The 11,719-nt window shown below is 68.4% G+C and carries 14 protein-coding genes; 3 read left to right on the top strand and 11 right to left on the bottom strand.

Going from position 1 to position 11,719, the window contains the following annotated elements; translation table 11 throughout:
* Positions 1–3 precede the first annotated feature (3 nt).
* The 8 genes from fmdA to AC1MEY_RS27145 all read right to left on the bottom strand — a co-directional run bounded on the left by fmdA (position 4) and on the right by AC1MEY_RS27145 (position 5,707).
* A complete protein-coding gene (gene fmdA / locus AC1MEY_RS27180; RefSeq protein WP_480228433.1) occupies positions 4–1,260 on the bottom strand; it encodes a formamidase in 1,257 nt (418 codons plus the stop codon).
* 24 nt (positions 1,261–1,284) lie between these two features.
* Positions 1,285–1,614 carry an FmdB family zinc ribbon protein gene (locus tag AC1MEY_RS27175; protein ID WP_480228432.1) on the bottom strand — a complete coding sequence of 110 codons (330 nt, stop codon included), beginning with the start codon at positions 1,612–1,614 and terminating at the stop codon, positions 1,285–1,287.
* Between the two features lie 77 nt (positions 1,615–1,691).
* Positions 1,692–2,369 (bottom strand): deoxyribose-phosphate aldolase, encoded by a 678-nt coding sequence (gene deoC / locus AC1MEY_RS27170; RefSeq protein WP_480228431.1) that lies wholly within the window; start codon positions 2,367–2,369, stop codon positions 1,692–1,694.
* Positions 2,370–2,777 carry a DUF2599 domain-containing protein gene (locus tag AC1MEY_RS27165; protein WP_480228430.1) on the bottom strand — a complete coding sequence of 136 codons (408 nt, stop codon included), beginning with the start codon at positions 2,775–2,777 and terminating at the stop codon, positions 2,370–2,372. It abuts the gene before it with no gap.
* Between the two features lie 3 nt (positions 2,778–2,780).
* Positions 2,781–3,065 (bottom strand): DUF2516 family protein, encoded by a 285-nt coding sequence (locus tag AC1MEY_RS27160; protein ID WP_163796728.1) that lies wholly within the window; start codon positions 3,063–3,065, stop codon positions 2,781–2,783.
* Positions 3,066–3,121: 56 nt separating this feature from the next.
* Positions 3,122–3,802, bottom strand: coding sequence for a heparin-binding hemagglutinin (locus AC1MEY_RS27155; RefSeq protein WP_480228429.1), 681 nt, complete (start codon positions 3,800–3,802; stop codon positions 3,122–3,124).
* Positions 3,803–3,861: 59 nt separating this feature from the next.
* Positions 3,862–4,293, bottom strand: a complete 432-nt coding sequence (locus AC1MEY_RS27150; protein ID WP_480228428.1) for a helix-turn-helix domain-containing protein — start codon at positions 4,291–4,293, stop codon at positions 3,862–3,864.
* Positions 4,294–4,378: 85 nt separating this feature from the next.
* Positions 4,379–5,707 (bottom strand): DUF445 domain-containing protein, encoded by a 1,329-nt coding sequence (locus tag AC1MEY_RS27145; RefSeq protein WP_480228427.1) that lies wholly within the window; start codon positions 5,705–5,707, stop codon positions 4,379–4,381.
* A gap of 87 nt (positions 5,708–5,794) precedes the next feature.
* Between AC1MEY_RS27145 and AC1MEY_RS27140 the strand changes: the two genes are divergently transcribed.
* The 3 genes from AC1MEY_RS27140 to AC1MEY_RS27130 all read left to right on the top strand — a co-directional run bounded on the left by AC1MEY_RS27140 (position 5,795) and on the right by AC1MEY_RS27130 (position 8,392).
* A complete protein-coding gene (locus AC1MEY_RS27140) occupies positions 5,795–6,499 on the top strand; it encodes a TetR/AcrR family transcriptional regulator (RefSeq protein WP_480228426.1) in 705 nt (234 codons plus the stop codon).
* A gap of 52 nt (positions 6,500–6,551) precedes the next feature.
* Entirely contained in the window at positions 6,552–7,424 is an 873-nt protein-coding gene (locus tag AC1MEY_RS27135) for a polyphosphate kinase 2 family protein (RefSeq protein WP_480228425.1), read from the top strand.
* 110 nt (positions 7,425–7,534) lie between these two features.
* Complete coding sequence (locus tag AC1MEY_RS27130; protein WP_480228424.1) at positions 7,535–8,392, top strand: endonuclease domain-containing protein; 858 nt, start codon at positions 7,535–7,537, stop codon at positions 8,390–8,392.
* 75 nt (positions 8,393–8,467) lie between these two features.
* On the opposite strand, the gene AC1MEY_RS27125 is transcribed toward AC1MEY_RS27130, so the two are convergent.
* The 3 genes from AC1MEY_RS27125 to AC1MEY_RS27115 form a co-directional block, all read right to left on the bottom strand.
* Positions 8,468–9,322, bottom strand: coding sequence for a 3-hydroxybutyryl-CoA dehydrogenase (locus AC1MEY_RS27125; protein WP_480228423.1), 855 nt, complete (start codon positions 9,320–9,322; stop codon positions 8,468–8,470).
* Between the two features lie 68 nt (positions 9,323–9,390).
* Positions 9,391–10,677 carry an isocitrate lyase gene (gene aceA / locus AC1MEY_RS27120; RefSeq protein WP_480228422.1) on the bottom strand — a complete coding sequence of 429 codons (1,287 nt, stop codon included), beginning with the start codon at positions 10,675–10,677 and terminating at the stop codon, positions 9,391–9,393.
* A gap of 260 nt (positions 10,678–10,937) precedes the next feature.
* Positions 10,938–11,714 (bottom strand): acyl-ACP thioesterase domain-containing protein, encoded by a 777-nt coding sequence (locus AC1MEY_RS27115; protein ID WP_480231696.1) that lies wholly within the window; start codon positions 11,712–11,714, stop codon positions 10,938–10,940.
* Positions 11,715–11,719 lie beyond the last annotated feature (5 nt).

Raw genomic sequence — 11,719 nt, 5'->3', positions numbered from 1 at the left:
CGGCTAGGCGAACGACGCGCGCGGCGCACCCGGGCCGGGGTCGATCTGCGTCGGACCGGAGACGGACGGCGCGATCGGGAAGTCGAAGATCGCCGTCGGCAGGTACACGGTCGCGCAGGCGTTCGGGATGTCGACCACACCGGACAGCCGGCCCTCGATCGGCGCCGCGCCCAGCAGCAGGTACGCCTGCTCCGGGCTGTAGCCGAACTTGGTCAGGTAGTCGATGGCGTGCAGGCAGGCCCGCTGGTACGACAGGTGCGAGTCCAGGTAGCGCTGCTCGCCGTCCAGCGTCACCGAGGTGCCCGAGAACGCCAGCCACTCCGAGTACTGCGGGTCGGTGTTGCCCGGCATGAAGATCGCGTTCTCGCTGACGCCGTAGGTCTCCATGCCACCCGGGATCACCTCGACCCGCAGGTCGATGAAGCCGCCCATCTCGATGGCCCCGCAGAAGGTGATCTCGCCGTCACCCTGGGAGAAGTGCAGGTCGCCCACCGACAGGTTGGCGCCGTCGACGAACACCGGATAGAAGATCCGGCTGCCCCTGGTCAGGTTCTTGATGTCCTGGTTGCCGCCGTTCTCGCGCGGCGGCGCGGTGCGGGCGGCCTCGGCTGCGGCCCTGGTGAAAGCGTCACCGGTGAGGCCGCCGAGGATCGCGTCCCGGGGTTCGGGCGGCAGCGCCAGCGGCGGTACCCGGTCGGGATCCGTGGCGATCAGCGCGGCCTCGCGGGTGTTCCACGTCGACAGCAGCCCGGCGGACGGCGCGGTGCCCATCAGGCCGGGATGCACGATGCCGGTGAACTCGACGTGCGGCACGTGCCGCGACGTCGCCTTCTGCCCCGAGAAGTCCCAGATCGCCTTGTACGCATCGGGGAACTGCTCGGTGAGGAAGCCGCCGCCGTTCTGGGTGGGGAAGATCCCGGTGTAGCCCCAGCCCTGGCCCGCGAGCGGTCCGGAGTCCTCCTGCGGGATGGGGCCGACGTCGAGGATGTCGACGACCAGCAAGTCACCCGGCTTCGCACCCTCGACGGCGATGGGCCCGGACAGCACGTGCACGGTGGTCAGGGGCGCGTTGAGGATGTCCTCGGCGGAGTCGTCGTTGACGATGGCGCCGTCGAACCACTCCCGGCAGTGCACCCGGAACTCGTCCCCCTGCTTGACCGTCACCGCCGCGGGGATGTCGGGATGCCAGCGGTTGTGGCCGAGCTTCTCCTGGTCGGTGAACTTCCTGGTGGAGTCGAGGGGGAAGACGAGCTCGGGCATGGGAACTCCTTCTGGGGTCGCGTTCTACGGTCGCGGCAGGGTTCGGTGCAGCGGATTGGTGGTGACGGTCTGCCGGCGTCCCGTGGACGGCGGACGTGACACCACGGCCGGTCGGTCGCCCGTGGCCCGGGTCCGGTCGTGCAGCGCCATCGCGGCGGCGTCGGCCCGTCCCACGTGAGGTGAGGCGAGAGTCCGCCGGGCCGAACCCTGGCACGTCGGGCACTCGACGGAATCGGGTCGGTCCGCCATCGGATGGAACTGCGTCGTCGTGCCGCAGCCGGACTCGCAGCGAAAGGCGTAGAGGATCAACGGGTTTCCCTCCTGGTCCGGCCGACGCACCGTCCCAGCAGTCACCCTACCGAGGGTCGGCCCCAGCGGCGCGGCGGTTCGAGATCGAAGCACCGGCAGACGCGACGCCGTGGTGTCCGGATCTAGTCCGGGAGGCCGTCGAGGACGGCGCGCGTCCCGGACAGGCCGAGGCGCGTGGCGCCGGCGTCGAGCATCGCGATCGCGTCCGCTGCGGAGCGGATGCCGCCGCTGGCCTTGACGTCGACCTCGGGGCCGACGGTCTCCGCCATCAGCGACACCGCGCGCACCGAGGCGCCGCCCGCGGGGTGGAAGCCCGTCGACGTCTTCACGAAGTCGGCGTCGGCCTCCTTGGCGGCGAGGCACACGTCGATCAATGTCTGCTCGTCCGCGAGGTCGAGCAGCGCCGCGGACTCGACGATCACCTTCAGCACCGCGTTGGGGACGGCCGCCCGGACGGCCGCGATGTCGGCACGCACGGCGTCGATGTCACCGGCGACCGCGGCGCCGACGTCGATCACCATGTCGATCTCGTCGGCGCCCATCATCACGGCCACCGACGCCTCGTGCGCCTTCACCTCGGACACGTGCTTGCCGGACGGGAAGCCGACGACGGCGGCGATCTGGCGGCCCGAAGGGCCAACGCGCGCAACGGTCTTCAGCATGGACGGGGACACGCACACCGCGTACACGTCGAGGTCGGACGCCTCGGCGACGAGCTTCTCGACGTCGGCGTCGGTGGCCTCGGGCTTGAGCAGCGTGTGGTCGACGAGTTCGGCCACCTGACTGCGGGTCCAGGCCACCTAGAACGGCTCCTGCGTACCACCGGGATTGCACCCGGTCGAGATCATCGTGTCGTCGGACACCTCGGGCCGCCACGGCTCCAGGTTCCAACTCGTCTTGCCCGGTTCGACCATCTCGGCGAACTGCCAGTGGCAGATGAACTGCTGCCGCATGCCGGGCAGGTCGGCGTCGGGGGCCTGGGCCAGCACCTCGGACCACGCCTCGTCGCCCGCAGCGGTGGCGCCGCCGGCCTGGACGGAGGCCTGGCGGCCGGCGGACGTCGGGTAGACGCGGAGGCTGTTGAGGTCACCCCACTTCGCCCACTCGGTGTGGTCGACGAACGGCGGGCCCACGGTCGGCGTCGCCGAGGCGGGCGCCGCTAGGGCGAGCGCCGCCGCTGCGAGCGTGGCGGCGAGGAGACGGGACACGCGCTACCGCGACTTTCCCTGGACGTCGAGAACCTTCGGCCTGACGTCGACGATGTAGATGCCCGCGGCGCACGCGACGATCGCCGATCCCACCGGGGGACCGAGGACGAGGGCCAGCAGGGCGGTGCCGCCGATGATCGCGAGCCAGATCGGCTTGCTCATCTTCTCGGCGGCCGTGAACGCGTCGGGACGCTGGATGGCGGCGTGGACGAATGCGTACGCACCCGTCGCGAGGGCTGCCACCTGAATGACGAGGAGGACGTAACCCACCAGGCTAGAAGGCTGCACGCCTCGAGCCTATGCGGGTTACGTCCTCCTGTGCCAAACAGGACTACTCGGAGTCCTTACTTCTGGGTGACCTTCTTGGCCGGGGCCTTCTTGGCGGGCGCCTTCTTGGCGGGAGCCTTGGCCGGCGCGGGCGCCGGAGCCTTGGCGGCCGGGGCCGGAGCCTTCTTGGCGGGCGCCTTCTTGGCGGGGGCCTTCTTGGCGGCTTCCTTGACCGGCTCGGCGGCCTTCTCGGCACGCTTGGGCAGCTCGACGCCGACCAGCTTGGCGGCGCGCTCGCCGACCGCGCGGGTCTGGGTCGCGACGTTGCCCAGCGCATCCTGGGTCAGCTCGACGGCTTGGTCGGTGACGCTCTCGACGCGGTTGGCGGCGTCTTCGAGGGCCGGCTGGCTGCGCAGGCGGGCCAGCGCCTCCTCGCCACGCTCGACGAGCTTGTTGTACGTCGCGGTCGCGCTCTCGGCGTAGGTCTCGGCGGCCTTGCGCAGCTCCTCGCGCAGTTCGTCGGCGCTGAGGCGCTCGCGGAACTCGCCGACCTGGCTGGGCAGGTCTTCCTGCAGCTTGGTCAGGTTGGCGCGGGCCTCTTCGACGCGTGCCTCGGCGTCGGTGCGCGCCTCGCCGGCACGCTCACGCAGCGTCGCGAGGATCTCGTTGACCGTGGCGAGCGCCAGGTCTGCGGCGCCGACCGCCGCGAGGAGCGGGGCCTTCAGGTCTTCGATGTTGGTCTGGTTCTTGTCGGCCATGTCAGCCATTCCCTTCGTGGATGTCTTCGATCTTCGTGGTGGTTGGGCGGAGTCGGGCGTCAATCAGTGGGTGACTCCTCATCTACTACGACGGCGTCCGCGGCCGCCAGGGCGTCGTTCTGCTGACAGAAGGACGTGTAGATGTCGAGCAGCACCTGCTTCTGCCGCTCGGTGATCGAGGCGTCGGCGACGATGGCGTCCCGCACCTCACTGTGTTCGCTCGGCTCCAGCATCCCGGCCTGCACGTAGAGCACCTCGGCGGACACACGCAGGGCCTTTGCGATCTGGCTGAGCACGTCAGCGGACGGTTTGCGCAGGCCTCGTTCGATCTGGCTGAGGTAGGGGTTGCTGACCCCGGCCTGCTCGGCGAGTTGCCGCACCGACACCTGCGCCGCTTCGCGCTTGGCGCGAATGAAGCTGCCGATGTCGGATGCCGCGTTCGACGCCACGGTGGTCACGACGGCGGCGATGTTCTCGTCTTGTGACGCCATCTGGTTGCCCCCTTCGTCCGTGATCGGCTGACACTCACAACCGTAGGACGGGGTGCTAACTTTTGCAAGCACCTGCTAGCGCAGGTCAGAACAGTAGCTGGGCTATCGAGTAGATGATCAGACCGGCGAGCGAGCCCACCACGGTGCCGTTGATGCGGATGAACTGCAGGTCACGGCCCACGTGCAACTCGATGCGACGGCTCGCCTCGTCGGCGTCCCAGCGCTCGATGGTCTCCGTGATGACGGCTGTGATCTCCGTCCCATACTGTTCCACCAGGTGTTTTGCCGCCCGGACGATCCAGTTGTCGACCTTGATGCGCAGGTCCTCGTCGTCGCGCAGCGACTCCCCGATGTGCACCACCGAGTCGGCGACGCGGGTCCGCAGGGCCGACGTCGGATCCTCGACGGACTCCAGGATGATCCGCTTGGCGGTGCCCCAGGCGGTCTCGGCGGCGCGGGCGACCTCGTCGCGCGCCATGACCTCCTCCTTGACCTTCTCCGCGCGGGCGATCGTGTCGTCGTCGTGCTGCAGATCGTCGGCGAACTCGACGAGGAACTTGTTGGCCGACTGCCGGATCTCGTGCTCGGGATTGCGGCGCACCTTGTCGGTGAAGTCCATCAGTTCGCGGTGGATCCGCTCGCCCACCAGACCGTCGACCCACTTCGGCGTCCACGTCGGCGAATCTCGCTCGATGACCCGCTCGATGGTGTCGCCGGCATTGAGCGACCACTGGAAGGCACGGTCGGCCAGCAATTGGATGACCGCTTCGTGACGTCCCGCCTCCAGCATCGATGCGAGCACCCGGCCGGCCGGCGGACCCCACTGCGGTTCCGCGACGCGCTTGACGATCATCCGGTCGAGCAGCTGCTGCACGTCGTCGTCGCGCAGCATCTCGACCAGCACCCGCAGCACGGTGGACGCCTCGGCCGCCACGCGTTCGGCGTTCGTGGGGTGCGCCAGCCAGCGGCCCATCCGGCCGGCGACCTCCGCCTCGCGGACCTTGCCCTCGATCACCTCGGGCGACATGAAGTTCTCGCGGACGAAGTCGCCGAGCCCCTCGCCCAGCTGATCCTTCTTGCGCTTGATGATCGCCGTGTGCGGGATCGGGATGCCCAACGGGTGCTTGAACAGGGCCGTCACCGCGAACCAGTCCGCGAGTGCGCCCACCATGCCCGCCTCCGCGGCGGCCCGGACGTAGCCCACCCAGGGTGCGGCGCCGTGCGACTGGGCCCAGGTGCAGAGCAGGAAGACGATCGTCGCGCCGAGCAGGAAACCGGTCGCGACGACCTTCATCCGTTGCAGTCCGCGGCGGCGTTCGGCGTCGGCGGGCGACTCGGTGCCGGCCATCGACTCGGCAAAGCCGCGGCGCTCGGCGCTCGTGGGAGGTGATGACACGTCTCCATTCTCCGTCATCGCGACGGATGCCCCGTCGTCCGACCACCCGTAGCCCCCCGCCGCGCCGTATCATCGATCGGGACGAGGGAATGGATAACTGCGACAGTGGCACAGCAATCAATCGCCGGGGCGGTGAAGACCGACGGGCGCAAACGGCGCTGGCATCAGCACAAAGTCGATCGCCGCAACGAGTTGGTCGACGGCACGCTGGACGCCATCAGGCTCCGTGGCAGCAACGTCAGCATGGACGAGATCGCCGCTGAGATCGGCGTCTCGAAGACCGTCCTGTACCGCTACTTCGTCGACAAGAACGATCTGACCACCGCGGTGATGATGCGGTTCGCGCAGACCACCCTGATCCCCAACATGGCGGCCGCGCTGACGGCCAACCTCGACGGCTACGACCTGACCCGCGAGATCATCCGCGTCTACGTCGACACCGTGGCCGCCGAGCCGGAGATCTACCCGTTCGTCATGGCCAACAGCTCGGCGAGCAAGAGCAAGGCCGTCGCGGACTCCGAACAGATCATCGCCCGCATGCTCGGCGTCATGCTTCGCCGCCGCATGGCCGAGGCAGGCATGGACACCAGCGGTGCGCAGCCGTGGGCGTTCATGATCGTCGGCGGCGTGCAGCTGGCCACCCACTCCTGGATGTCGCATCCCCGGATGACGGCCGACGAGCTGATCGACTACCTCACGATGCTGTCGTGGAACGCGCTGCGGGGCATCGTCGAGGTCGGCGGATCGCTCGAGGAGTTCCGCTCGATGCCCCACCCGTCGCCCGTATTGCCGCCGCAACTGCTTGACTGACCGGGTACCGAACGCCTCCGAGGGGCGATCGCGGCGAGGACTGGAGCGAGCATTGAGCGACGACGTGACCAACGATCTGCCGGAGCTGTGGACCCACGAGCCGCACATCCACCTGGCGTTCAAGCCGGGTGACTCCGTCGCCGCCATCGAGACGAACGCGACGCCGGGCTTCAAGGGCAGCAAGTCCGACGCGCCCGACCTCCTGCTCGAGCGCGCCGAGCGCTTCGCCGAGCTGCAGGAGATGCTGTACGCCAACAGCCTGGCGGGCGACAACCGCAAGGTGCTGCTGGTGCTGCAGGGCATGGACACCGCCGGCAAGGGTGGCATCGTCAAACACGTTGTCGGCGCAGGCAATCCGCAGGGCATCCAGTACGCCAACTTCGGCAAGCCGACCGAGGAGGAACTCGCCCACGACTTCCTCTGGCGCATCGAGCGCAAGCTCCCGACGCCCGGACACGTCGGCGTGTTCGACCGTTCGCACTACGAGGACGTGCTGATCGTCCGCGTGCACGACCTCGTCGCCCCCGAGGTGTGGAGCACCCGCTACGACACCATCAACGACTTCGAGAAGCGGATCGCCCTCGACGGCACCACGATCGTCAAGGTCGCCATGTTCGTCTCGCTCGACGAGCAGAAGAAGCGGCTGACCGAGCGCCTCGAGCGGCCGGAGAAGTTCTGGAAGTACAACCCCGCCGACGTCGACGAGCGGCTCTTGTGGCCGCGCTACCAGGAGGCGTACCAGGCGATGCTGGAGCGCACGTCGACCGACATCGCGCCCTGGCACGTCATCCCCTGCGACCGCAAGTGGTACGCGCGGCTGGCGGTCACCGAGCTGCTGATCGAGGCGCTCGAGGGACTCGACCTGTCCTGGCCCGCAGCGGATTTCGACGTCGAGGCGGAGAAGAAGCGGCTCGCGTCGGCCTGATTGCGCCGAGCGCACGCTTGATGAACGCATCGGCCGAGTAGCGGCGGCAACAAGCGTGCGCTCGACGATTGGTGTCGGGGGCATGTCCCGGCAGCGGTGACGATGTATGCATGCGCGACCCCCTCATCGTGGGCACCGAGGCCCTCGCGACCGGCGACGTCACCCGTCGGGACCTGCGCCGCCGATACACGAAGGTCCACCGCAACGTCTACACCAGGGCCGGCGTCGAACTCACCGCCGTAGACCGTGCGCGGGCCGCATGGCTGTGGTCCGACCGGCGAGCGATCCTCGTCGGCCACAGCGCCGCGGCCATGCTCGGCAGCAAGTGGATTCCTGCCGACCTACCCGCCGAGGTCGCGCACGCTCGTCGCGGCAGGCCGAACGGAATCGCCATCCGCAGCAACTGCATTCGCGACGACGAAGTGCGACACGTCGGCGACGTCAGGTGCACCACCGCCGCGCGCACCGCCTACGACCTGGGCCGTCGACTGAGCCTCGAGCTGGGCGTGATCCGGATCGACGCCTTGATGAACGCGACGAGGGTCTCCGCGTCGGAGATCGAGGCGGTCGCCGCTCGGTACCCGGGAGCGCGCGGTATCCGCCGGCTCCGCATGGCGCTAGACCTCGCCGACGGCGGCGCCGAGTCGCCGCAGGAGACGCGGCTACGTCTGCTGCTGGTGCACGCGGGGCTCCCGCGACCTCAGACGCAGATACCCGTCACGGAGAACCGGCGCGTCGTTCGCGGCATCGACATGGGCTGGCCACGGTGGACCGTCGGCGTCGAGTACGACGGTGAACAGCACTTCACCGGTCCGGAGGACTACGCGAACGACATCGACCGGCTCGAGTACCTGGCCAACCGCGGCTGGACGATCGTCCGGGTGAGCGCGCGACAACTCCGCCATCAGCGTCAGGCCGTCGTGCAGCGCGTGACGGCGGCACTGCTGGCAGCCGGTATGCCGTCCTGACCCCGCCGAGCGCACGCTTGTTGGCGGCCCTACTCGACGTTCGCGTTCAACAAGCGTGCGCTCGGCGCCAAGACCTCAGTACGTGTAGAAGCCCTTACCCGACTTCTTGCCGAGCTGACCCGCCTCGACCATCCGCTGCAGCAGCGGCGGCGGCCCGTACAGCGGCTCCTTGAACTCGGAGAACATCGAGTCCGCGATGAGCTTCAGCGTGTCCAGCCCGACGAGGTCGGAGAGCTTCAGCGGGCCCATCGGGTGCGACAGCCCGGCGACGACGGCGGTGTCGATGTCCTCGACGGTCGCGACGCCGGCCTCGGCCATCCGGATCGCCGACAGCAGGTACGGCACCAGCAGCGCGTTGACCACGAAGCCCGACCGGTCGGTGCACCGCACGACCTTCTTGCCCAGCGTCTCGCCCGCGAACTGAGCGACCCGCTCCAGCGCCGCGTCGCTGGTGACCAGCGTCGGCACCAGCTCGACCAGCGGCAGCACCGGTACCGGGTTGAAGAAGTGCAGGCCCAGCACGCGGCTCGGGTTCGTGGTGGCCGCGGCGATCTTCATGATCGGGATGCTCGACGTGTTCGACGCCAACACCGCATCGGGGTCGGTGATGGCCTCGTCGAGCTGCGCGAAGACCTTCGCCTTGACCGCGGCGTCCTCGACGATGGCCTCGACCACCAGCTGACGGTCGGCCAGGTCGGCGATGTCGGTGGCGACGCTCAGCCGCGCCAGCGCCTCGTCGCGTTCGGCCTCGGTGAGCTTGCCCTTGCTGACACCGCGCTCCAACGACGAGACGATGCGGCCGCGGCCAGCCTCCGCGAGCGCCTCGGTGGGCTCGTAGATGCGGACGTCCACACCCGCGCGCAGCGACACCTCGGCGATGCCCGCACCCATCTGTCCGGCGCCGACGACGCCTACCCGCTCGATAGTCATTGCTCTCCTCAGATACGGCATCAGGCCCCGCCCATTATGGGACGGGGCCTGACGTCAGAACGTACGGCCTAGTGGAACTGGCCCTCTTCGGTCGAGCCCGCGAGCGCGGTGGTCGACGAGGTGGGATCCACGGTGGTGGCGATGCGGTCGAAGTAGCCGGCGCCGACCTCGCGCTGGTGCTTCGTCGCGGTGTAGCCACGCTCCTCGGCGGCGAACTCGCGCTCCTGCAGCTCGACGTAGGCGCTCATCTGGTTGCGGGCGTAGCCGTGGGCCAGATCGAACATCGAGTAATTGAGGGCGTGGAAGCCGGCCAGGGTGATGAACTGGAACTTGAAGCCCATCGCGCCGAGCTCGTTCTGGAACTTGGCGATCGTCGCGTCGTCCAGGTGCTGCTTCCAGTTGAACGACGGAGAGCAGTTGTAGGCCAGCATCTGGTCGGGGAAGTCCGCCTTGACGGCCTCGGAGAACTTCTTGGCCAGCTCGAGGTCCGGGGTGCCGGTCTCCATCCAGATGAGGTCGGAGTACGGCGCGTAGGCCTTGGCGCGGGCGATGCAGGGCTCCACGCCGTTCTTGACGTGGTAGAAGCCTTCCTTGGTCCGCTCACCGGTGATGAACGGCTGATCGCGCTCGTCCACGTCGGAGGTGATCAGGGTGGCGGCCTCGGCGTCGGTACGGGCGATCACCAGGGTCGGCACGTCGGCGACGTCGGCCGCGAGACGGGCCGAGGTCAGGGTGCGGATGTGCTGCTGGGTGGGGATCAGCACCTTGCCACCGAGGTGGCCGCACTTCTTCTCCGAGGCCAGCTGGTCCTCCCAGTGCGAACCCGCGACACCGGCGGCGATCATGGCCTTCTGCAGCTCGTAGACGTTCAGCGCGCCACCGAAGCCGGCCTCGCCGTCGGCGACGATCGGGGCCAGCCAGTTCTCCACCGAGGTGTCACCCTCGACCTTGGAGATCTGGTCGGCGCGCAGCAGCGCGTTGTTGATGCGGCGCACGATCTGCGGCACCGAGTTGGCCGGGTAGAGGCTCTGGTCGGGGTAGGTGTGACCGGAGAGGTTCGCGTCACCGGCGACCTGCCACCCGGACAGGTAGATGGCCTTGAGGCCCGCGCGCACCTGCTGGACGGCCTGGTTGCCGGTCAGCGCGCCGAGCGAGTTGACGTAGTCCATGGTGTGCAGCTGATCCCAGAGGACCTCGGCGCCGCGGCGGGCCAGGGTGGCCTCCTCGACGACGCTGCCCTGGAGGGCGACGACGTCTTCGGCGCTGTAGGTGCGCTCGATGCCCTTCCAGCGGGGGTTGGTCTTCCAGTCGTGCTGGATCTGCTCGGGGCTCTTCGGCGTGCCGACGGTGGACATGGGTGCTCCTTCGATTTCTTCACTATCCGTGTCACCGCGATGCAGGACTGCTAACACCGCGGCGCCTTAACTTCTGTGCTAACACGACCATGGCACATCACATATCCGCAGGTCCACCAGTTTCGGTTGCCAATTTCCGCCAACCAGTACGAGCGTATTGCGAAGTTTGCGAAGTCGGCCCCTAGCTGAACCGGTTCAGAAGTTACCGTCGGGTAACGGATCGTCGCAGGTCAGTACGCTCGTACTGTTAACCGCGTGGGTCACAGCGGGAAGATGCTCGCGACGGCTTTCGTCTCGTCGCCAACCGCATATGTGAGCGTTGTAACAGTCCGGTCGGCGAGGTCCTCACCGAATCGATCGGTGGAACCGGCGGAGTGGACGTGCCGGATGATCTCCAGCCGGTCACCCAGCGCGACGGGCAGATCGTGCTCGATGGCCACCCGCAGCGGCGCCGCGGTCAGCTCGGGGTGTTCGGCCAGGTAGTCCTCGACCACGCTCCAGTACACCGAGTTGTTCATGTGGTCGAAGATGTCGATGTCGCTGACGCGGACGGGGTAGTCCCGGACGTGCTCGGCGTCCTCGCGGCTGCCGGCCTTCAGGTAGGCCTTCCATCGCAGCCGGTGCACGTCGGTCGTCCGCTGCAGTCCCGCGAGGAAGTCATCCGAGATGCGGGCCGGGCCCTGCGTCTCGCGGTTGATGTTGATCCAGAACGCCTCGGACTCCATCAGGCCGCCCCTGCGTCCGTCGATGCGCACCCGCATGTCGCACCACCGGTTGGACGTCCCCGAACACCAGCGCCGCAGCCGCAGGGTGTCCTTGAAGGCGATGGGCTCGATCAGGTCGATCATGGTCCGACGCACGATCCACAACGGGTGAGTCTCCTCGAAGCCCATCTCGCGCAACTGGTCCGAGCCGATGTCCTGGATGTGACGGGTGGCGGCGTCGAACTTGAGCCTGCCCGCGCGGTCCACGTCGGCGACCCGCAGCGGCCACCGGACGTCGAACACGTCCGGGTGCGGGTCGGGAACCGGCATCATCACCT

The sequence above is a fragment of the Mycobacterium sp. PTI7 genome (assembly GCF_056679845.1).
Note: the sequence above shows the minus strand (reverse complement) of the source record. Positions and strands in the feature narration are given on the sequence as shown.